At 53.0% G+C, this 22471-nt stretch carries 20 protein-coding genes; 14 read left to right on the forward strand and 6 right to left on the reverse strand.

Translation table 11 applies throughout. From position 1 onward, the window contains the following. Positions 1 to 2 precede the first annotated feature (2 nt). The 4 genes from FGF66_RS03870 (at position 3) to FGF66_RS03885 (ending at position 7624) form a co-directional block, all read left to right on the forward strand. Complete coding sequence (locus tag FGF66_RS03870; protein WP_139456388.1) at positions 3 to 1331, forward strand: Clp protease N-terminal domain-containing protein; 1329 nt, start codon at positions 3 to 5, stop codon at positions 1329 to 1331. A 681-nt stretch (positions 1332 to 2012) separates the two neighbouring features. After that, positions 2013 to 3878 (forward strand): tRNA uridine-5-carboxymethylaminomethyl(34) synthesis enzyme MnmG, encoded by a 1866-nt coding sequence (gene mnmG / locus FGF66_RS03875; protein WP_139456389.1) that lies wholly within the window; start codon positions 2013 to 2015, stop codon positions 3876 to 3878. Between the two features lie 46 nt (positions 3879 to 3924). Next, a complete protein-coding gene (locus FGF66_RS03880) occupies positions 3925 to 6321 on the forward strand; it encodes a DNA polymerase domain-containing protein (protein ID WP_139456390.1) in 2397 nt (798 codons plus the stop codon). 79 nt (positions 6322 to 6400) lie between these two features. Beyond that, the gene (locus tag FGF66_RS03885) at positions 6401 to 7624 is read left to right on the forward strand and encodes an FprA family A-type flavoprotein (RefSeq protein ID WP_139456391.1); all 1224 of its coding nucleotides are present in this window, start codon (positions 6401 to 6403) and stop codon (positions 7622 to 7624) included. A 71-nt stretch (positions 7625 to 7695) separates the two neighbouring features. Here the strand turns inward: FGF66_RS03885 and FGF66_RS03890 are convergent, their stop codons facing one another. From FGF66_RS03890 to dnaA, 4 genes are all read right to left on the reverse strand, one after another. Then, positions 7696 to 7989, reverse strand: coding sequence for a DUF721 domain-containing protein (locus FGF66_RS03890; RefSeq protein WP_139456392.1), 294 nt, complete (start codon positions 7987 to 7989; stop codon positions 7696 to 7698). After that, entirely contained in the window at positions 7986 to 9098 is a 1113-nt protein-coding gene (recF, locus tag FGF66_RS03895; protein ID WP_139456393.1) for a DNA replication/repair protein RecF, read from the reverse strand. Before recF ends, FGF66_RS03890 begins: the two co-directional genes overlap by 4 nt. An 11-nt stretch (positions 9099 to 9109) precedes the next feature. Continuing rightward, positions 9110 to 10234: a DNA polymerase III subunit beta gene (gene dnaN, locus FGF66_RS03900; protein WP_139456394.1), complete on the reverse strand. Its 1125-nt coding sequence runs from the start codon at positions 10232 to 10234 to the stop codon at positions 9110 to 9112. 283 nt (positions 10235 to 10517) lie between these two features. Then, entirely contained in the window at positions 10518 to 11999 is a 1482-nt protein-coding gene (gene dnaA, locus FGF66_RS03905) for a chromosomal replication initiator protein DnaA (protein WP_139456395.1), read from the reverse strand. Positions 12000 to 12405: 406 nt separating this feature from the next. On the opposite strand from dnaA, the gene rpmH reads away from it, so the two are divergent. The 9 genes from rpmH to FGF66_RS03950 all read left to right on the forward strand — a co-directional run bounded on the left by rpmH (position 12406) and on the right by FGF66_RS03950 (position 18939). Then, entirely contained in the window at positions 12406 to 12567 is a 162-nt protein-coding gene (gene rpmH / locus FGF66_RS03910; RefSeq protein ID WP_139456396.1) for a 50S ribosomal protein L34, read from the forward strand. 59 nt (positions 12568 to 12626) lie between these two features. Further along, the gene (rnpA, locus tag FGF66_RS03915) at positions 12627 to 13064 is read left to right on the forward strand and encodes a ribonuclease P protein component (RefSeq protein WP_139456397.1); all 438 of its coding nucleotides are present in this window, start codon (positions 12627 to 12629) and stop codon (positions 13062 to 13064) included. Between the two features lie 71 nt (positions 13065 to 13135). Then, on the forward strand, positions 13136 to 13387 hold the full coding sequence (yidD, locus tag FGF66_RS03920; protein ID WP_211341969.1) for a membrane protein insertion efficiency factor YidD: 252 nt from the start codon (positions 13136 to 13138) through the stop codon (positions 13385 to 13387). Then, positions 13387 to 15156 carry a membrane protein insertase YidC gene (gene yidC / locus FGF66_RS03925; RefSeq protein ID WP_139456399.1) on the forward strand — a complete coding sequence of 590 codons (1770 nt, stop codon included), beginning with the start codon at positions 13387 to 13389 and terminating at the stop codon, positions 15154 to 15156. The genes yidD and yidC overlap by 1 nt, the downstream gene beginning before the upstream one ends. 6 nt (positions 15157 to 15162) lie before the next feature. Then, entirely contained in the window at positions 15163 to 15759 is a 597-nt protein-coding gene (locus FGF66_RS03930; protein WP_139456400.1) for a phosphatase PAP2 family protein, read from the forward strand. Continuing rightward, positions 15756 to 16679 (forward strand): ROK family protein, encoded by a 924-nt coding sequence (locus tag FGF66_RS03935; RefSeq protein ID WP_139456401.1) that lies wholly within the window; start codon positions 15756 to 15758, stop codon positions 16677 to 16679. Before FGF66_RS03930 ends, FGF66_RS03935 begins: the two co-directional genes overlap by 4 nt. 41 nt (positions 16680 to 16720) lie before the next feature. After that, positions 16721 to 18160, forward strand: a complete 1440-nt coding sequence (gene rlmD, locus FGF66_RS03940; RefSeq protein ID WP_170181199.1) for a 23S rRNA (uracil(1939)-C(5))-methyltransferase RlmD — start codon at positions 16721 to 16723, stop codon at positions 18158 to 18160. A 142-nt stretch (positions 18161 to 18302) separates the two neighbouring features. Beyond that, on the forward strand, positions 18303 to 18521 hold the full coding sequence (locus FGF66_RS03945; RefSeq protein ID WP_139456463.1) for a hypothetical protein: 219 nt from the start codon (positions 18303 to 18305) through the stop codon (positions 18519 to 18521). Then, positions 18511 to 18939: a PIN domain-containing protein gene (locus FGF66_RS03950; protein WP_139456402.1), complete on the forward strand. Its 429-nt coding sequence runs from the start codon at positions 18511 to 18513 to the stop codon at positions 18937 to 18939. The genes FGF66_RS03945 and FGF66_RS03950 overlap by 11 nt, the downstream gene beginning before the upstream one ends. Positions 18940 to 19040: 101 nt before the next feature. On the opposite strand, the gene FGF66_RS03955 is transcribed toward FGF66_RS03950, so the two are convergent. Both FGF66_RS03955 and FGF66_RS03960 read right to left on the reverse strand, forming a co-directional pair. Further along, positions 19041 to 19814, reverse strand: coding sequence for a hypothetical protein (locus FGF66_RS03955; protein WP_139456403.1), 774 nt, complete (start codon positions 19812 to 19814; stop codon positions 19041 to 19043). A 60-nt stretch (positions 19815 to 19874) separates the two neighbouring features. Further along, complete coding sequence (locus FGF66_RS03960) at positions 19875 to 20738, reverse strand: hypothetical protein (RefSeq protein WP_139456404.1); 864 nt, start codon at positions 20736 to 20738, stop codon at positions 19875 to 19877. 1240 nt (positions 20739 to 21978) lie between these two features. Here FGF66_RS03960 and FGF66_RS03965 point away from each other — a divergent pair. Further along, positions 21979 to 22446 carry a YqhA family protein gene (locus FGF66_RS03965; RefSeq protein WP_139456405.1) on the forward strand — a complete coding sequence of 156 codons (468 nt, stop codon included), beginning with the start codon at positions 21979 to 21981 and terminating at the stop codon, positions 22444 to 22446. Positions 22447 to 22471 lie beyond the last annotated feature (25 nt).

The following is a 22471-nucleotide window of genomic DNA, read 5'->3' on the forward strand; positions in this document are numbered from 1 at the left end:
CCATGCACTTCGATCCGAACAAATTCACCGTCAAGGCGCAGGAGGCCCTCCAGGCGGCCTCGTTGCTGGCCAGCAGTAAGCAGAACCAGCAGATCGAACCCGAACACCTCTTGAGCGTCATGCTTGGCGACAACAACAATATCGCCTGCCAGATTGCGCGAAAACTCGAAGCGCCCGTCGATACGCTGCTCAGCGTCATTGACCGCGAGATCGACCGCATTCCCAAAGTCACCGGCGCTTCGGCGACCGGCCAGTATATCTCCAACGATCTCGGCAAGGTGTTCGACGCGGCGCTCAGGGAGGCCGAGCAGCTCAAGGACGACTACATCAGCTCCGAGCATCTGTTCATCGCCCTCTGCGAGGCGGGCGTCAAGGTCTCGAAGCTGCTGAAAGATGCGGGCATCGACCGCAACGCCATTCTGAAAGTGCTGGCCACGTTCAGGGGATCGCAGCGCGTCACAAGCCAGAACGCCGAGGAGAGCTACCAGTCGCTCAAGAAATATTCGCGTAATCTCAACGATCTGGTGCGCAAGGGCAAACTCGATCCGGTGATTGGCCGTGACGACGAAATCCGCCGTGTGCTCCAGATTCTCAGCCGCCGCACCAAGAACAACCCAGTGCTCATCGGCGAGCCGGGCGTCGGCAAAACGGCGATCGTCGAAGGTATCGCCCAGCGCATCGTTGGCGGCGACGTGCCGGAAAACCTCAAATCGAAACAGGTCGCCGCGCTCGACATCGCCGCGCTGGTTGCGGGCACCAAGTTCCGGGGCGAGTTCGAGGAGCGCCTGAAAGCCTTGATCAAGGAGGTGCAGGCTTCGGACGGCGAGGTGATTCTCTTTATCGACGAGCTGCATCTGCTGGTTGGCGCGGGTTCCGCCGAGGGATCAATGGACGCGGCCAACATTCTCAAGCCCGCGCTGGCGCGGGGCGAGCTGCGCTGCATCGGCGCCACGACGCTCGACGAGTACCGCAAGCACATCGAAAAAGACGCGGCCCTCGAACGCCGCTTCCAGACCGTCGTGGTCGATCAGCCAAGCGTGGAGGACACCGTGTCGATTCTGCGCGGCCTGAAGGAGAAGTACGAAATCCACCACGGCGTACGCATCAAGGACGCCGCGCTGGTGGCCGCCGCCGAGCTGTCGAACCGCTACATCGCCGACCGCTTCCTGCCGGACAAGGCCATCGATCTGATCGACGAAGCCTCCTCACGCCTGCGGCTGGAGATCGACAGCGAGCCGGAAGAACTCGACCGTATCAACCGCGAACTTCGTCGTCTCGAAATCGAGCGCGAAGCCCTCAAGCGCGAACTCGAAGCAAGCGGTAGCGTCTGAATGCCACTGATTGACGACAAAACAGTCCGATGAGGCGGCGGCAAAGATATTCTGCCGCCTCGTCTCTCGGAGACATTTTCATCATTCACCCACATCCTGCGACGGAAAAACGCCTTAAACAGCAAATCATATTTTACGCCAGTCGCAGAAACGCCATATCCATTCAATTTAGCGTGGGCAGGAATGCATCTTTCTTGCGGAGAGTTTCTTTGGGCAGGCGAATCGTATCCTCCAAGCTTCCAAAACCTGCCGCAGCATTCATAATGCACTCACCCTATTCTCGATTCATCCCGTTGACCTCTTTAACCTATTTTGTTATTATGCGCATTGTGTCAACCGGCACACAATGAAAAACCGATTGATTAGCGAAAGGCTCTGGAAATCGAATGAAGAACCCCGCCGCAAGCCGCGGGGTATCTTGAAGACAATTTTACATACTTTACGCCGCAAGCGGCAGGGGTATTTACCCTTAGAGACGATTTGCTGCAAAATCAAACATTACAGCCATCACGAGACACTGTAAAAAGACAAAAAAAAACAGCTTTTCTGCAATCAGATCGCGTGATATCGATGGGTCAGCCAGCCAGGCTGTTGTGATAAAAAACCTATAACCCTTTGTTTTTGCTATAAATAACAAAGACGAACCACACTCGATGTTTCACGTGAAACAACTCTTTTTTCATGTACGATGTCATAGTTGTCGGCGCTGGCCATGCGGGCTGTGAAGCGGCGCTGGCCGTCGCCCGAAGCGGGCTTCACTGCCTTCTCATAACCTCCGACCTTTCAGCCGTCGCTCGAATGTCCTGCAATCCGGCGATTGGCGGCGTGGCCAAAGGACAGATGACCCGCGAAATCGACGCGCTTGGCGGAGAGATGGGCAAAGCCATCGACGCCACGGGCATCCAGTTCCGCCTGCTCAATCGCAGCAAGGGAGCTGCCATGCACTCGCCTCGCGCCCAGGCAGACAAGACGCTCTACAGCCTCTACATGAAAAAGGTTATAGAACATGAGAAGAACATCGACATTGCTCAGGATACGGTTATCGGCGTGTCCGCATCCGGAGGAATATTCAGCTCTGTCACGGTTCGATCTGGCCGGGCGATCAAGGCCAAAACCGCCATTCTTGCCTGCGGGACTTTTCTGAACGGCCTGATTCACATCGGCATGGATCACTTTCCGGGTGGCCGCAGCACGGCGGAGCCGCCTGTCGAAGGGTTGACCGAATCGCTCGCATCGCTCGGCTTTTCTTTCGGCAGACTCAAGACCGGTACGCCGCCGCGAATCGACTCAAGAAGCGTCGATTACGACATTGTCACCGAGCAGCCCGGCGATGTCGATCCGGTGCCATTCTCCTTCTCATCGAACAGCGTTGCCGAGAGAAACCTCGTCAGTTGCTATTTGACCAAGACCACCGAAGAGACCCACGACATCCTGCGTACCGGCTTCGACCGCTCTCCGCTCTTTACCGGCAAGGTTCAGGGCGTTGGTCCCCGGTATTGCCCATCAGTCGAGGACAAAATTTTCAGATTCCCTGACAAGCTCAGCCACCATATTTTTCTCGAACCTGAAGGCGTCGATACCATCGAGATGTACGTCAACGGTTTCTCGACCTCCTTGCCTGAAGAGGTTCAGCTCGCCGGCCTGCGATCTATTCCCGGCCTCGAAAAGGTCAGGATGATCCGACCCGGCTATGCCATCGAATATGACTTTTTCCATCCCTGGCAGATCAGATCGACAATGGAAACCCGCCCTGTCGAAAACCTCTTTTTTGCCGGTCAGATCAACGGAACTTCGGGTTATGAGGAGGCTGCCGCGCAGGGACTCATGGCAGGCATCAACGCCGTTCGCAAGATTCTCGGCAAAGAGCCGTTGATCCTCGGACGCGACCAGGCATACATCGGCGTCCTTGTCGATGACCTGATAACCAAGGAGACCAGAGAACCTTATCGCATGTTCACCTCCTCGGCGGAGCATCGCCTCATCCTGCGGCACGACAATGCCGATATACGACTCTGCAAAATCGGTTACGATTGCGGCCTGGTATCTTCTGATGAACTCATCAAAACTGAAACAATTATCGAACAGGTTCAGCACTGTCTTGAACTGACGAAGACAACCAAAGTGCCGCCTGCGGAGATCAATGCGCTACTGGCAAGCAAAGGCTTGCAGGAACTCAAAACCCCGGCAAGCGCGTTGAGTCTGGTCAAGCGTCCAGGTATCGAGCTTCAGGACATCCTGCATCACTCTGTATCATTGCGTACCGTAGCGAGAGATTTTTGTAGTGATCCTCGGGTTACCGAACAGGTTCAGATCGAAATCAAGTATGAGGGTTATATCAAACGCGAGCAGCTCGTCGCCGACAGGATAGTCCGTCTCGACTCGTTGCATATTCCAGACCATTTCAATTATGAGTCACTAAACTCCCTTTCAAGCGAGGGACGGGAAAAGCTCATGAAACACCGTCCATCGACCATCGGACAGGCTTCGAGAATTCTCGGCGTCTCACCGTCCGACATCTCGATCCTCATGATCAGACTCGGTCGATAATGCAGTTTCACGTGAAACATTTTTTCAAACTTGCATTCTTTTTTGCATGAATAACCTTGTCGATTTTACCCTTGGCAATGAATTGCTTTTTGGCAAAGACCCCGAGGAGAACATTGTCGGTGCGTACCAACTCAATGATTCGCAAATTCGTTTGTTTATCAGAACACCAGATGGCGTAACGAAACGTGACGAGCCTTTTTACCCATTCTTTTTTCTATCCGACAACGAGCTGCTTGACGGTTTCACGCCCATCGACAAGGAAAAATTCTGGCTGATTCCACTCGAAGGCGAGAACTACTACCAGTATCTTGCCATCTTCAGAAGCTGGAAGAATTATCGTGCTGCGCTCGATTTCGTCAACTCCAGCACTACGGATTCTTCTGCCAGCGGAGAGTCGCAGAGCACGTCAGGCTTTAACAGCCATTTGACCTACAGCAGGGGCGATGCCATTACCCAGTACCTCATGCAGACTGGTAAAACCCTGTTTAAAGGGATGCTTTTCGACGATATTTATCGTCTTCAGCTCGACATTGAAACCTATTTCCGCCCTGAAAAAAATGACGGAAACAGAAAAGGTATTGGCGATGATCCGGTCATCATCATCTCTCTCAGCGACAATCTTTCATGGGAGCATGTCATTCATTCGAAAGGAAGAAGCGAAAAAGCGCTGCTTGAAGAACTGGTTTCCATCATTCGCCAGAAAGACCCCGATGTGATCGAGGGGCATAACATTTTCGGTTTTGATCTCCCCTATCTGCAACGCCGTTGCGAACTTAACGGAGTTCGTTTCGCCATCGGGCGTGATGGTCAGATGCCGCGCTCCTATCCCTCATCCATCCGTTTCGCTGAACGGTCGGCTGATTTCCAGTTTTTTGACATTCCCGGAAGACACGTTATCGACACCTATTTCCTCGTCCAGAATTACGACACCTCCAAACGCGTTCTTCCCAGCTATGGATTGAAGGCTGTCGCCAAATTTTTCGGTTTCGCCTCGCCGAACAGAACCTACGTGAGTTACAAGGATATCGTCTCGACCTGGGACAACAATCCTGAAACCCTCCTTGCTTACGCGCTCGACGATGTACGTGAAACCCGTGAATTAGCGGCACTACTCTCCGGCACCAATTTCAGCATGACCAGCATGGTTCCCTACAGCTATGCCAACACGTCGAGACTTGGCCCAGCGGCAAAAATAGAAGCGATCCTGATTCGTGAATATCTCAGGCGGAAAATCTCCATTCCGAGACCCTCCATAGGCCAGCAGCATAGCGGCGGCTTTACCGAGGTTTTCCTCAAGGGAATTCTCGGCCCTGTCGTCTATGCCGACGTCGAATCGCTCTATCCATCCATCATGCTCTCGTTCGGCGTCTGTCCGAAAACCGATACCCTCAAGGCATTTCCGACCATTCTCAAGGATCTCAGGGATTTACGCTTTGCAGCCAAGAAACGGGCGCAAGAGGAGAGCGCTGCCGGCAATCGATCCGTGGCCTACAACTTCGACGCCATGCAGTCGTCGTTCAAGATCATCATCAACGCCATGTACGGCTATCTTGGCTTCAGCAGCGGCATTTTCAACGATTTCGACGAAGCTGACCGCGTCACCGCCAAAGGCCAGGAGATCGCCCGGACGATGATCCGGGAGTTCGAGTCACGCGGCGCTCAGGTCATCGAGGTCGATACCGACGGCATTTTCCTGGTGCCGCCGCCACACGTCGCGACCGAAGAGGAAGAGCGCAGTCTCGTCGAGGAAGTTTCATCGACCATGCCGGCAGGCATCAGAATCGCATACGACGGACGCTTCAGGAAAATGATCTCCTATATGAAAAAGAACTACGTTCTTCTCGACTACCATGACAAGCTGAAGCTGAAAGGGTCGGCCTTCGTGAGCCGAAGCGGGGAAAAGTTCGGACGCGATTTCATCAGGGAGGGATTCATTCTCCTGCTCAGGGATGACATTCAGGGCCTCCATGACCTGTATGTGCGCTATCGTGATGATCTACTGAACCATCGCTTCAATATCTCGGAGTTTTCAAGAACCGAATCGATGAAAACCCCGCTCGTTCAGTATGCTGCCGATGTCCGCTCCGGAAAGCGTTCCAAATCAATCACTTACGAAATCGCTCTTCGTCAGGGTCTGGAAATTTCTAAAGGGGATCGGATGACTTATTACATCTCCGGCTCCGGCAATCCTGCGACATTCGTTGACAAAGGGCGTCTTGCCGAAGAGTGGAACAAGGAACAACCTGATGAAAACACCGCGTTCTACCTGAAACGCCTCGATGAATTCACGCAAAAGTTTCTGCCATTCTTCAAACCCCAGGATTTCAGCACGATATTTTCCGCTGATACCCTGTTCGCCTTTTCGACTGATGGCATAGAGATAATTCGTGAAATTCGTCATCTTGAAACAGAAGATATCTATCGAGATGAAACCCCTTTTTAAAAATCCTTATTTTTTAAACGTTTTAACCGACTCTATAATTATATAATCAGCCGATCACAAACATAAACCTTAAAATAGTATGATAGACAACAAAATACTTCCCGTTACCGACGATGTCTCCTGGATTGGCGTACTCGATCCAGGCCTTATCACCTTCGATATCGTCATGGAAACAAAATACGGCACCACCTACAACTCGTATTTCATCAATGCCGAGAAAAAAACAGTGGTTGAAACCACCAAACTGAAGTTCTGGCCAACGTATCTCGAAAAACTGAAGCAGGTGGTCAACCCCGAAGAGATCGAATATATCATCGTCGATCACACCGAGCCTGACCACTCAGGCAACATTCACAACCTGCTCTCCGTTGCGCCCAACGCCACCGTTGTCGGCAGTGGCAATGCCATCAAGTTTCTGCGCGACCAGACCGGTCACGACTTCAAGCATATTGTCGTCAAGAACGGCGACAAGCTCGATCTCGGCAACAAGACGATCCAATTCATCGGCGCGCCCAATCTGCACTGGCCCGATACGATCTACTCTTGGCTCGAAGAGGATCGCGTACTTTTTACCTGCGACTCTTTCGGTTGCCATTACTGCAACGAAGCGATGTATGATGACCTCTGCGGTGATTTCGACGACGCTTTCAAATACTACTTTGACGCAATTCTGAGGCCGTTCAGCAAATACATGCTTCAGGCGATCGAGAAGATCCGCCCGCTCGATATTCACGCGATTTGCCCCGGTCACGGACCGATTCTCAGATCGGACTGGAAAAAGTATGTCGATCTTTCACAGCGTTTTTCACAGGCGGCAATCGCGATGCCAAACGAAAAAAGCATTCTCATCGCGTATGTATCAGCATATGAAAATACCTCGGTTCTCGCGCAAAAAATCGCTGATGGTTTGAGATCGTCCTGCGATTTCAACGTTGATGTGTGCGATATAGAAAATATTTCAACCGAGAAACTTGAGGAGAAAATCTCTCACTCGATGGGAATCATCATCGGCTCTCCGACCATCAATCAGAACATCGTCCAGCAGATTTACAACATCTTTGCCGTGCTCAATCCATTACGCGACCGAGGCAAACTTGCGGCAGCTTTTGGTTCTTATGGCTGGAGCGGTGAAGGTGTTAAAATCATCGAAAGCAATCTTTCAAACCTAAAAATGAAGGTTTTCGACAAGAACCTTATGATCAAATTCCAACCTCACGAACCTGAGTTCGAGCAATGCCATGAGTTTGGAAAAGCATTTGCAGAAAAAATGATCGAGATGTATAATCTCACCTGCAATATTTAACTAAGATATTATTTTAAAGTGACTTAGGTAATTCAGTAATCCGGAATGTAAATAAAATGATACATTCCGGGTTATCTGAAAATGATATTCCTTATCATAGCATATCCTATAGCTTTGTTCATTCTTCCCACTATATCACGTTTCCTGAAATTCAGCTCCATTCGCCAAGACGGATTTCTCACCTTTACATACAAATCACCCTCTTTCATCTTCTCGACCGTTGTTACCCGCGCTATGGCATCACCAACAACACTATTCCACAACTGAAGCGTTTTATACTCTTCATACGCCTCGGTCATTCCTATTTTTCTGCACACATCCGACATGAGTGAACCAAGTACCCTTGGTGTTTTCTTTTTTTTCATCTCTCTTGTCCTGATGTTTTCCTGTACTCATCGATCGAAAAATACGTTATATCATTTCCATCTCTTTTTTCTGTCGATGTGATGATGACCTGTCCTTTCGATGAAAGCGTTTCAAGCATGACGGACGATACTTTTGCATCAAGCTCGCTGAACAGATCGTCGAGAAGCGTAACAGGCATTTCATCGGAATGTTCGTGCAGATAGGCGTGCATGGTCATTTTCATCGCCACAAGAAACGCTCGCTGCTGGCCCTGCGATGCGAATTTCCGTATCTCCCTGCCGTTGAGGTATAATTGCAGATCGTCCCTGTGCGGGCCGGCAAGTGTTTGTCTTCTCAGCAGTTCCTGTTTTTTCAGTACGCGATACCGTTCACTGAACTGCGCCTGCATCTCCTTTTTCGAGAGCTGCGTTTCATGGTGATGAAGCGAGGAGTGATAGGTGATGGCACTCTTCGCGCAATCCGGTTGCCACCGATAGACTTCGTCGAGCATCACGCTGAAACTACTAATGAATCGCTCTCTGGCCGCGACGATCTCCACGGCATGCGTGACAAGCTGATCGGTCAAAACCTCCAGCGACGTTTCAACGGCTGCCAGATCACCGTATGAAGAAAGTAATGCATTACGCTGTTGCAGTACTCTGCGATACTGCAAGAGATCGGAAAGATACTTCCTGTCGTATTGGCAAATTGCCGTATCCATGAAGCGCCGCCTTTCAGCCGGACCGCCGGTAATGATGACCAGCTCCCTCGGCGTGAAGGTCACGCACGGAATGAGGCCGATGTGCCTCGAAAATATCTGGAGTTCCTGCTCGTTGACCAGAATCCGCTTCTCTTTTGACGGCGCGTAAGCCACGGCGACTTTCGTTTCACTGCCTTGATCACTTTCGAAGGAGGAGCGTATGGTGAACACCTCCTCCCCGAACATGAGGCAATCCCGATCGCTGTTTCCGCTGAATCCTTTGGTCAGCGCACAATAGTGGATTGCCTCGAGTATGGAGGTCTTGCCTGAGCCGTTACAACCGTAAATGTTGGTAATGCGTTGTCCTGGATCGAATTCCAGATGCCTGTGGTTTCTGAAATTTTCAATGCCGATACTCTTGAGTCGCAAGTCACTTCCGATCAGTTATTGATTCTGACCGGCATGACCAGAATCATGAGGTCATCCTGCTTCTCGGAATCATTGGGTTTGAACAGCACTGCGGTTTTTGGAGAGTTCATCTCGATCAGAACCTCGTTGGAATCGATATGCGAAAGCGCCGCCTCGACAAATTTCGTGTTGAAACCGATAGTGATCTCCTCTCCTGCGAACGAACAGGCCAGCTCTTCCTGTGCGGACTCTCCTTCGCTGGCGTTTTCAGCCATCACCTTGATCTGGGAATTCTCGGCGCTGAGTTTCAGGTCGCCGATGCTCGAAAACCTGCCGACCCTCTTGACCGAATCATGCAACTGCACCCGGTCCGTGACCAGCTTCTTTTCGTTTTCAACCGGAATGACGGCCTCGTAATTCGGATAGGGTTCCACGATCAGCGCCGATTCAAGCTCCATGTTGTCGGTTTTGAACCTGACGTTCCTGCGTTCCGAGTCGATCGACATTTTGACGTTTTCGTTCGTCAACATGCGCTGAATAATGGAAAGCACTCTTGCCGGAACGACAATCTTTTGTTTGTCAGCCACCTCGATTTCCACATTTTTTCTGCAACGAACCAGACGATGGCCGTCAGTCGATACGGCAGTGATGTGTTTTTCACTGAATTCGAACAGAACGCCCATCATTGCCGGTCGCATTCCATCGACGCTGCACGCAAAGAGCGTCTTGTGGATCATGTCCTGCAACTCGTTTGGCTGAAGATCGATGGCGAGATCGAAATTCCGTTCCTGGCTTTCCGGTTTTGATCCGAAGGTGCATGGAATACGGTAACGGCCTTTATCGGTGGCGATATGAATGGTGCCAAGTTCACCGATCGACTGCCGCTCGATGTCGAAGGTGACATCGGTTTCATACATGCTCCGAAGAAAATCCTGCAAGGTTCTGGCCCTGATGGCGACGTTACCCTTGTCGTTCGACGCTACGTCACACTTTGCTGTGATCGAAAGTTCACCGTCGGTAGCGAACATCGTGAGCATTCCGTTTTCGATGGTCAGGTTGATATTGTCGAATCGGGCATCGAGCGATTTTGCCGGAACGGCGAGAATAACCTTGTTGGCAGCCTCCTGCAGTCGTTTGATGGTCGTATTGAATTTCATCTCTTTACAATTATTTATTCTTTTTAATAATTAAAATTGTTGTTGTTGTTGATCCTGTGGAAATCTTGACTGATCGAGCAGCGCCTCTCTTAAGTCATTTTTTCATAATGTTTTACATCCGATTCTTTTGCCTCTGACCCTGTGGATAGCCTGTGCATTTCTTGCCGGAGGTACTGTTGGTGGTTTGTTGGCGCATTTTCGCAAATTCCGCCCGGTGTTGACAAGTGCGTACTCATCAAGAATCCGCCAACAGGAATTTAACAGGTTACGCACAGTTTGCCGGTTACATCGACATGATTTCGATTCTTTTCCTGAGTTCCTCGATCTTCTTGCGCTCATCGTTTGACGCGACGACCTTTTTCTCGATGGTGTTCAGGGCGTGAATGACCGTTGAGTGGTCGCGTCCGCCGAAGTGCAGGCCGATGGTTTTCAGCGATGAGCCGGTCATCTCTTTGGACAGATACATGGCGATCTGCCGTCCGACGGCGATCTCCTTCTTTTTCGATTTGCCCTTCAGGTCATTCGAGGTGATCGAAAAATAGGAGCAGACCGCTTTTTCGATGGTATCGAGGGTGAGCTGCTTGGTGTTGTACCGGATGATGTCCTTGAGGGTCGATTTGGTGAAGGCCAGGTCGATCTCCTGGTTGTCGAGCGATTTGGCGGCCAGGAGCTTGACGATGCACCCTTCGAGTTCGCGGACGTTGTTGGTGACGTTGGTGGCGATGAACTCGATGACAACCGGATCGAGCGATACGCCGCTCTGCTTGAGCTTGCTCTGGATGATCGCCTTGCGGGTCTCGTATTCCGGAGCCTGGATGTCGGTGGAGAGTCCCCAGTTGAAGCGCGAAATGAGCCGGTCTTCGATTCCCTTGATCTCCTTGATCGGTCGGTCCGCCGACAGGATGATCTGCTTGTTGGACTGATGCAACGTGTTGAAGATGTGGAAGATTTCCTCCTGCGTCTTCTCCTTGCCGGCGAAAAACTGGATGTCGTCGATGATCAGCACGTCGATGTTCCGGTAGAACGCGGAGAACTCCTGGATGTTGCCGTTCTGGATGGCGTTGACGAAATCGATGGCGAACTTTTCGCTCGATACGTAGAGCACGGCGTTGGTGATGTGGTTTTCGAGCACCGAGTTGCCGATGGCCTGCATCATATGGGTTTTCCCGAGTCCCACGCCGCCATAGATGACCAGCGGGTTGAAGGCGTTCTGGCCCGGATTCTGGGCGATCGATTTCGAGGCGGCGAATGCCAGGGAGTTACAGTCACCCCTGATCAGCGTTGAAAAGGTGTACTTCGGGTTGAGGTTGTTGTCGAATCTTGAGCGTCCGATTTCCACTCCATTGCGCCCGGTCGGGGCCTTTTGGCCGGGATTTTCTTGCCTGGCAGTTCTTTCCGCTGGCGCGGCATCGATCTGGTGCGGCAATTCGATGGTCACCGGCTGGCCCTGTGATTTGTCCATCACGATGGAGTACATCAGCTTCGCTTCAGGACCGATGACCTGCCGGAGCGCCTGCTTGACATGCACCGAATAGTTCTCTTCGATCCATTCGTAGAAAAACTGGCTCGGAACCTCGATGGTCAGCTCGCTGCCTGAAAATGAAAGGGGTCTGATCGGCAGAAACCAGGTTTTGAAGGCAAGGGTATTGATGTTCTCCTGGATCAGTCCAAGGCAAGCGCTCCACACCTTTTCCGCAAAAGATTTGCTGTGCGACGGGGTTACTTTCAGGTTGCCGGGAGCTTCTTGCTGGATCGTATCGGACATGGGAATTGTCTGGGAGATGCGGTGTTTCGGTGATTCATCAACATTTTCTGTTTACAAGGTACAGCTTTCGGTGGACAAAAAACAATCCTGCTTCTGATTTTGGCTGTTGATGAAACTGCGTTTGCGCATGGATCCTTCAACATTCTATCTTGTTCTTTCGTCGTAGGTTATTGGGTTTATCCGCAAAAGTTGTCCACATGTGTTGATGGGTTGCGGTGCGGCTGCTTGTTGGGTTTTGGCGGTTTTGGTTTTTTTTATCCACAAGTTATCCACAGTGTGGGCAAGTTATGGGGCGACCGGTGTTGATAAGTACGGGAAATGTGACGGCTCTTGCTTATCTGTGAGTAAAATGATAAATTGAACGTCCTGTAATTTTAAACAATCATTCGAGAGGAGTTTTGAGGAGATGAAAAGGACTTTTCAGCCAAGCAACAGGAAAAGAAGGAACAAGCACGGCTTCAGGCAGAGAATGGCTACAAAGAACGGACGCAGGGTTCTGTCCTCTCGTCGCGCCAAGGGCCGTCACTCCCTGAGCGTGAGCAGCTCGATGACCGCTTCGAAACGTTAACAAAAAGGCCGGTAAGGAGCTTCGGTTCCAACTCCGGACGGATCAGCGTCCACGCTGGCATGTTTTCGGAAAAACGCGCAAATGCTCTGCCGAGGAGTGAAATAGTTCGAGGAAAGAGCACCATTTCCCGTCTGTTCAACAAGGGCAGTCGTCTGAAAGGGGGTTCTCTCCTGCTGATCTATTCTTCTTCACGGCCGGTTGACAAGGCCGGACGGACACCGGTCAGGGTGCTTTTCACAGTCGGCAAGAAGCTTGCTCCGAGAGCTGTTGACCGGAACCGTATCAAACGGTTGATGCGCGAGGCTTACCGGCTTGAAAAAAATATTTTGTCCGGAATGCTTATATCCGGGAGTCGGAAAGAACAGACGCAGGTCATTCTGGCTTTTTTATACCGGGGCCGGGCCGATGCCATTCCGTCACTGGAGAGGTTCCGGGCTGAAATACGGCACATGCTGAAAAATTTACCAGAACAGGCTGCCGCAGGTATGGGAGGATGACAGAGTTGAGTAACATGGACAATCAACGGGATCACGGGACTGAACAAAACGGCAGAACCCCAGGTCAGTTGTTGAATATCGTGCCGATTCTCCTGATAAGATTTTACCAGTCCTTCATTTCACCACTTCTCGGCCCCTCCTGCAAGTACCACCCCACCTGTTCCCACTACGCCATCGAGGCGTTCCGGCAACATAATTTTTTCTACGCCTCCTGGCTGACCGTCTGGAGGGTGCTTCGTTGCAATCCGTTTTCAAAGGGCGGCTACGATCCGGTGCCGCCAAAATCAGTGAAATCCGCAGGTAATTCAAAAGATTCGAAGTAATGGACAGAAATTCGGTGATAGGGTTTGCCCTGATTGCTGCGATCATGATCGTCTGGCTACAGTTCATGAAGCCCGAGCAGAAGCTGGGGCTTGAAAAGGCGACGGCTCCACGCGAGGCGGTTCAGAAAACACCCACGGATTCATTGCCTGCTCCGGCAATGGCGGCGGCGACGGCAAAGGCGGACAGCTTCGGTTCGTTCGCGCAGGCCTCAGTCGGCACGGAAAAAACCATCACCGTCAACAACGATCTGTTCACGGCGAAGCTCTCCTCCAAAGGCGCCACGCTCAAGTCGCTTGTGCTCAAAAAGCACTTCGATGTGAACGGCAAGCCCTTCAATCTGGTCTCCTCCAGCGATAAAGGCGCGCTCTCCATGCTCTTTCTGAGCAGTGACGGCAGGCGCATCGACACGCGCGATCTCTATTTCAGAAGTCTCGACGCCAAAACCTCCGAAACGGTAACTGGCAAAGAGAAGCTCTCGGTCAGCTATGTACTCGATGTCGATGCCGCGCGCAGCATCACGGTGACCTACACCTTCAGCGGCGACAGTTATGTGGTCGATTACGATCTCAAGCTCAATGGTTTCGGTTCGACCATTGCTGGCAATGAGTACCAGCTCAATTGGGATGGGGGTCTTGTCTATTCCGAGAAGGATCACAAAGACGAGTCGGCCAACGCGCTTGCCGGCGCTTATCTCGGCGGCGGTCTGCTCAAGCTCGACGCCAGCGACGCCAAGAAATCCTATCGGGAGGAGGAGTCCGGAAAGGCCGAATGGATTGCCGTCAGGAACAAGTATTTCGTCTCGGCAATCATACCGCAGAGGAGCACCGAAGGGGTCTATCTGCAAGGCTCGAAAATGGCAGGCAGCGAGGTCGAGAACTATGTCGCGGCTCTAAAGATGGCGGTTCCTGCGGGCCAGAACGTCGTGGATGATCACTACCGCCTCTATGTCGGGCCGCTCGACTACAACACGGTGAGGTCGCTTGGGATCGGTCTCGAAAAGATCATGGACTTCGGCTGGGAGTGGCTGACCAGGCCGTTCGCTGAATACCTCATTCTGCCGATCTTCAACTGGATGAACAAGTATGTGACCAACTACGGTCTCATCATTATCATCTTCGCCTTCCTCATCAAACTGGTCACCTGGCCGCTGTCGCTGGCTTCGACCAAGTCGATGAAGAAGATGTCTGCCTTGCAGCCGATGATGCAGGAGCTTCAGGAGAAGTACAAGGACAATCCGGCCAAGTTGCAAAGCGAACTCGGGCGTATCTACAAGGAAGCGGGCGTCAATCCGCTCGGCGGCTGCCTGCCGACGGTGATTCAGATGCCGCTGCTTTTCGCGATGTTCTACGTGTTCCGCTCCTCGATCCAGCTCCGCCAGCACGGCTTCCTGTGGGCCAAAGACCTTTCCGTGCCCGATTCGATCTTCGATTTCGGCTTTGCCATACCGCTCTACGGCGACCATATCGCCGTCATGCCGATCCTGATGGCCGTGACCGTGTTCTTGCAGCAGAAGATCACGCCGACCGCTCAGTCCAACGAGCAGATGAAGATCATGCTCTGGATGTTCCCCGCCATGATGCTGCTGTTCTTCAACAACATGCCGGCGGGTCTCGGCTTGTACTACCTGATGTTCAACGTCTTCAGCATCGCCCAGCAGGCCTACATCAACGCCACGGTCTCCGATGAGGACAAAGCGGCTGCTGCCATGCAGGTCGCCGCCGCGAGCAAACCGGCGCAGGGATCGAAAAAGGGAGGGAAGAAAAAGTAACCGGCGATGGGCGGTCTCGAACAGGCGGATGCGTGGCTTTTCCAGCTCCTGAACCACAGTCTGGTCAGCCCGGCGCTGGACGACCTGATGCTGCTCTTGACCAGCCCCAAGCTGTCGGGCCACATTTTCGTACTCCTGCTGCTCTTCATTTTCGTCAGAAAGGGGAAAGACGCGCTCTACGTCATTCCCCTGATTCTTCTCTCGGTCGGCCTCGCCGACTTCACCGCCTCCGGAATCTTCAAGCCGCTCTTCCAGCGCGTCCGTCCCTGCTTCGCTCTCGACGGGGTGCGACTGCTCATCGACCAGACCCGCTCCTGGTCGTTCGCCTCCTCCCACGCCGCCAACTCCACGGCTATCGCCGCCCTCGTCTGGCTCTTTTTCTGGCGCGGCGAAAAGGTTGACAAGGCGTTCGCCGTGGTCGTGATTTTTTACTCCTCGATGGTCGCCTTTTCGCGAATCTACATCGGCGTACACTATCCGGGCGACGTGCTTGGCGGCATCGCCATCGGCCTGGTGAGCGCGGCGCTGATTTATACGGCGTTTGCCTGGTTCGTCAAAAACGTGGTGCATCGCCGGGCAATGCAGAGCGGAGGCGCGAAGTGAATCGCTGGGGAATCGATCTCGGCGGCACCAAGATCGAGGGGGTGATCCTCGACGAAGCGCTGCGTCCAATCATCCGCCATCGCATTGCCACCGGGCAGGAGCGGGGCTACGGCCACATTCTCATGCAGATCAAAAGCCTCGTCGGTACGATGGCTGAAAAGTCCGGACTCGACTTGCCGCGGATCATCGGCATCGGCACGCCCGGACGCGCCGACGGCGGCGATGGCGTCATCAGCAACTCGAACACCGTCTGCCTGAACGGAATGCCGCTCTTGCGCGATTTGCGGGAGGCGCTGCGGATGGAGGTTCTGATCGATAACGACGCCAACTGCTTCGCCTTGGCCGAGTCGATGCTCGGCGCGGGGCGCGACGAGATGGCCCGGCCCGGCGTGACCGCTTTCGGCATCATCCTCGGCACCGGCGTGGGCGGCGGCATCGTCCGCGATGGCCGGATCATCCGGGGCGCGCACGGCATCGCGGGCGAGTGGGGGCACAACCCGCTGCCGGGCGAGCAGGCAAAATGCTACTGCGGGCGGCGCGGCTGCGTCGAGACGGTCATCTCCGGCCCGGCGCTCGAACGCCACTACGCGGCCCTCAGCGGGCGAAAGGCGCCGCTCAGGGAGATCGTCGCGGCAAGTGGGCGGGACGAGGCCGCGCGAAAGACCATCGCCCGCCTCGTCACAAAATTCGGCGTGGCATTGGCGGCGGTAATCAACATTCTCGATCCCGACCTCGTCATCATCGGCGGCGGCGTGGGCAACATCCGCCAGCTCTACGCTCCGGAAGCACGGCAGGCGATTGCCGGTAACGTCTTCAACCACTCGTTCGACATTCCGCTTCTGCCGCCGCTGCTTGGCGACAGCGCGGGCGTCTTCGGCGCGGCGCTGCTCGCGGGGCCGCCGCTCATTGCACAGTATTGATTCACCGCGACTCCCCTGCGGAGCGCTCATTTCACACTCCATTGGAACAACAGGAAATCCGCTACAGAAAAGGCGACACTATCGAACTCATCATCACCGACCACGCCGAGAAGGACAAGTGCTTCGGCAAAACCGCCGAGGGGATGGGCGTGATGGTTTCCGGCATCCTCGCGCCCGGCGACCGCGTTTCGGCGCAGGTTTACAAGGTCAAGCAGCGCTATCTCGAAGCGCGCACCATCGAGGTGCTCACGCCGTCGCCGGATCGCGTCGAGCCGGTCTGCCCGGTCTTCGGCTCCTGCGGCGGATGCAAGTGGATGCACGTCAGCTACGAGGCGCAGCTCCGCTACAAGCACAAAAAGGTGACCGACTCGCTCGCGCACATCGGCGGCTTCGAGAATCCAAGCGTCCTGCCGGTGCTCGCCGCGCCCGACGCGCTGCACTACCGCAACAAGGTGGAGTTCTCCTGCTCGAACATGCGCTACCTGCTCCAGACGGAGATCGACAGCGATGAACTCGCCAGGCCGAAAACCTTCGCGCTCGGCTTCCACGCGCCGGGCAACTTCGAGAAGGTGCTCGACCTCGACACCTGCTACCTCGCCAAGCCCTGCATGAACAAGGTGCTGAACCTCGTGCGCGACTTCGCCCTCGAACGCGGCCTCGCGCCGTATGCCGCCAAGGCGCACGAAGGCTACCTGCGCAACCTCGCGCTCCGCTACAGCGAGCGCCATGACCAGCTCATGGTCAACATCGTCACCTCGTGGTACGACGCGGCGCTGATGCAGGCGCTGAAAGAGCGGCTCGAAGCGGCCATGCCGGAGCAGCGGATGACCATCCTCAACAACGTCACCACGCGCAAAAACACCGTCGCCACCGGCGAGCAGGAGTACGTCATCAGCGGCGATGGTTACGTCACCGAACGGCTCGGCGACCTCGACTTCCGGATTTCAGCCAACTCCTTTTTCCAGACCAACACCCGCCAGGCCGAAACCCTGTACGACCAGATCATCGCCGTCGGCGGCATCACGCCGGAGGACACTGTTTACGACCTCTACTGCGGCACCGGCACCATCACGCTCTACCTCGCTCGCCACTGCCGTCAGGCGATCGGCATCGAGGTGGTCGAAAGCGCCGTCAGGGACGCCGAGATGAACGCCGAACTCAACGGCCTCTCGAACACCGTATTCTTCCAGGCCGACCTCAAGAACTTCCACGCCATGCAGGAAGCGCTCGCCCCCTACGCCAAACCCCGCATCATCGTCACCGACCCCCCGCGCGCTGGAATGCACCCCAAAGCGCTCGACACCATGCTCAAGCTCCAGCCCGAGCGCATCGTTTACGTCAGTTGCAACCCCGACAACCTCGCTCGCGACGGCAAAGAGATCGCCGCCCGAGGCTACAAGATGAGTTCCGCACAGCCGGTGGATATGTTCCCGCAGACGAACCACATCGAAACCGTGGCGTGTTTCGAGCGGGTGGAGTAGTTTCTCTCCATCGAAATCGAACTCACCGATTCCTGATCCGATAGCGATTTCGAGGAATGCCTTGTGAACCATTTCGCTGGTTCCGTGGTATATTACACACGAGAATCGTGTACGCTAAGAAAATTGAAAAGGAGAGCTGATGTTGAAAAATATCACCATGAGCGCAGACGAAGAGTTGATCCGCAAAGCGAGGGAAAAGGCTCAGCGTGAGCGTACCACTCTGAACGAAACCTTCAGGGGGTGGCTCCAGCAATACGTCAACGCTGAAGCGCGGGCAAAGGAGTTTGATGCACTGATGCAATCCCTTGACTATGTCAAGCCGGGGCGAACGTTCAGCCGGGAGGAGATGAATGAGCGGTAACCATTTCCTCGACACCAACATCTTCGTTTACTCCTTCGATCCGTCGAATGTCTTAAAGAAGGAGATGGCGACCAGCCTGATAAGAAATGCTTTGCAGGACGGCAGGGGTATTGTCAGTTCGCAGGTCGTTCAGGAGTTTATCAACGTAGCGACGAGGAAATTCGAGGTTCCCTTCTCTGTTGCGGATTGCCGGAAATATCTGGATTCGGTGCTCGCCGGACTTTGCAGGGTCAACACGACGATAGACCTCTGTCGCGCAGCACTCGACGTGAAGGAGCGATGGGGCTACAGCTACTACGATTCCCTGATTATCGCCGCCGCGCTACAGGGAGATTGCGATATACTCTATTCAGAAGACCTTCACAACGGCCAGAAAATCATGGGTTTGACTATTGTGAACCCGTTCATCGAGACGTGACGGGCCAACCTGTGTTATTGCGTTTTCGATCCGCTGAAGCCGGAAGCAGCTTCGCGACAGTCAGGTATCCGGAAGCCTGTCAGCGCGGCTGCGAAATACGCTCACAGGCTCCGGCGCAGCGCCTGCCCTCGTTTCTTGAGCACCTTGTCGATTGCGTCGAAGTATTCCGGAACGAAGGTGTCGATCGAGCTTTCCGGGTTGCGGGTGACCGACCAGTGGATGCCGATCAGGGCCAGTCGGGAGTTGAATACAGCGAAACTCGGAGCGCCTGAATCGCCGACCCGCAGGCAGGTTTCATCGCCCCCAACCGCCGGAGTATCGTTGTTGTCGTAATCGTAGCCACCAGTCAACCCCGTCGATCCACCAAGCGAATATGGGGCGATAACCTCCAGCACGTTTCTGCCGATCCGGTGACGCATTCCGTAATTGTAGAGTTCGAGGCCGAGATACCTTTTCAGAAAAGGCTGCAACGGAATCGGATAGCGCGCTATCGAACGATCGACGGTAACCGATTGGTCAAACCAGCCGACCCAGAGGTCCGTCGTGCCGATGCGCGCGCCGCCGGTTACCGTGTAGGTGAAACTTGCTCCCGTCAGTTCGTTTGTGGCCCAAAACGTCACCTTTTCACCCACGGCGGGATGGAGGTGATTGGCTGAAAGAAAGCAGTTGTCGGCCACCAGCGTTGCCCAGTGCCCCGTGCTGCCGAGGCCCACGCCGGAAAAGTCGCGGCCATTGGCGACAAAATCTTTGCCGCTCCCGTGATAGAACCGCCCATGTCGCGCCGGAGTGTAATCGCGCACGATCATTTCGCTACGGCTGACCGTCGGGAGAGCCATCAGCAGCGCCATCAGTATTGGCAGCGAAAATTTTTTCATGTCGGCTACTGCTTTCGAATAAAAAATGTTGACATCGGCGTAATTCTCATCCACGAGCAATTACGGCAATGCATGGCGGCGTCTCTGGAGTACGAGAGCGCCTGCGATGACCATCAAATACCAGATCATGCCTGGCTCCGGCACCGCCTCTAACGATTGTCCGCCCGAAGCCAAAACCGCATTGACTTCATCAAAGTATTTCGGAACGAAGGTATCGTAAGAAATCGCCCCTTCGACTGCGACTGAACTCGTGTGCGACCAATGGATTCCGAACAAGGTCAGATTGGAGTCGAAAACAGTAAAACTGGGCGCACCTGAATCGCCTGTAATGATGTAGGTTTCATCGCCTCCTACCGATAGAGCGTCATGGTTGTCATAGTCGTATCCGGCAACAAACCCTGTCGATCCTCCACAAGAAGAAGAACATAGAAACTCCACGACGTTTCGTCCCACAATGTCCTGCTTTCCGTAATTGTAGAGTTCGAGGCCGACATAATCGTTATTTTCGGGCAACGTCAAGATCGGGTAGCGTTCGATGGATGGATTGACCGTTGTATCGAACCAGCCAATCCAGAGGTCAGTCGATCCGATTTTCGTACCACCAGCCACCGTGTAGGTGTACTTTGTCCCTTTGGGATCATTGCTTGTGCAGAACGTCACCGTCTGAGCTGTCGCCGGATGTAAGTGGGCGGCTGAGATAAAGTAGTTATCGGACACCAGTGTCGCCCAACGTCCATCGCTGCTGTAGCCGACTCCCGAGAAGTCGTAGAGGGCGCCAATGAAATTTTTGTCAGCCCCGGTGTAAAAGCGGCTGTGACTCGCTGCGGAATAATTGCGTATGGTCATTGTGCCATTTGCGATAGCAGGGAACAATACTATCAACGCAATCAATAATGTTTTCATGAAATGTGTCATCGCGATCATCGTTTTGGTTACGGCAATCCACACTTTGTCTTTTACTCAATCAAGCGTCAGCGCCAAGACGTGTTATTTTACTTCGAGACTTTTTAGCGCTTTAAAATATGAATGCAATAACAGGAGACGCGGTTCTGTTTTGCACTGTGGTGATGAATATTTTCATCGTATTTCAAGATTTTATTTCTTGCGTAATGGTTCCGAAATAAAACGGTATAAAAACGCGTAATGCTGGATGGTTTTAGATAATAATCTGTTTTTGTTTGCGAATATTGCCGAATTTTTATTTCTATAACTTCCGCCATCTGATTCTCATGGCGGTCAAGCAGTCTCGCGAGATTTGACTGTGTTGCGTAACTTATTGATATTTAATGCTGTGTCAACGTGTTTCATTGTTTTGATAGAAGAAAATACATATTTAAAGTAACGTTTAAATATTTTTTTTGGTTTCTTTTTGCAGGTAAAAAGAACGATCTTTTTCACTTGTTATTGATATCGTCTGACGTGGCGCTGCGATCCTTATACGGCAATGGCAGTAAAAAAGGAATGGCAATTATATTGGCGTAAGAGATGTATTTTGTTTTTTTATTGTGGCCGAAATAATACGTATCTGAATTATTTCCTTTTTGTCTCGAATAAGGCGGTTTGTTAACTCTTTGTTAATGCCGTTAAAAGAGTCGTTTCTATGGAAAGAATATTATGGCTTATATTATGGGCATCTCTAAAAAGTCTTATGAGGTAGCTGAATTAGTGAGAATTGCAGTGTGTAAGCGATTTTACAGATGTATTAATAAAGTTTTTTAGGTGATTTTCAGAGGAGTATTCGACTTTTTAGAGATGCCCTTATAAGTATTGCGCAATAATTCCGCTGAAATATGCATGTCGTCTCTTTTTTCAAAAAGAGAGTAGCGTTTAACGCCGTAAAACATTTCTCTGTTAACGGGCTTGTTTCTGTTGCGACTGATCTGACTCTGTTCTGAACAAGTGGCTATCATCATGGCCCGCCCATCTTTTCTTGTGGGCGCATCTGAAAACCTTTTGCGCGACCTTTTGCCGCGTCGGGCGGCGCCCGAAATTCTCTGGTACTCTGTTGTACGCTCCGGTTTCGTCAATCCAACAGCCTTGCCCTCACGCCGTTCGTGACACTTTTTAGCGATGCCCGGTAGTCTGAAGCCGTTTCGATTGATTACCGCATTCCTTAAATTATGCGCTGCCGCCTCAACATGATAACCTCTATTCCCTACCGCACATGATGCAAAAACTGCTTTCTTCGAGCCGCTACCTGGTACTCATCGCCGTTGCGGGAACCTTTCTGGCCGCGCTGACGCTGCTCGTGTATGGCGGTATTTCGGTGTTCCAGCTCATCGCCGATACCATCATGCACGCGGAGATTTCCGGCAAGACAGGCAAAATCCTCGTACTCGGCTTCATCGAATCCATCGACCTGTTTTTGCTCGGCACGGTCTTTTTCATCACTGCGCTGGGGCTGTACGAGCTGTTCATCGACGATACAATCACTCTTCCCGCCTGGCTGGTCATCCACACCCTCGACGATCTCAAAAACAAGCTGATCGGCGTCATCGTCGTGGTCATGGCGGTCGTCTTTCTTGGTCACGTCATCAAATGGCATGGCGAACAGGAGCTGATCTGGCTCGGCGGCGCGATCTCGCTCGTCACCGCAGCCCTGACCTGGTTTGTCGGCAGCAAGAAGAAGTAGAGGAGGTCAGGGCAGGCTCGGCAGC

This window comes from Chlorobaculum thiosulfatiphilum (genome assembly GCF_006265165.1).
GTDB lineage: Bacteria > Bacteroidota > Chlorobiia > Chlorobiales > Chlorobiaceae > Chlorobaculum > Chlorobaculum thiosulfatiphilum.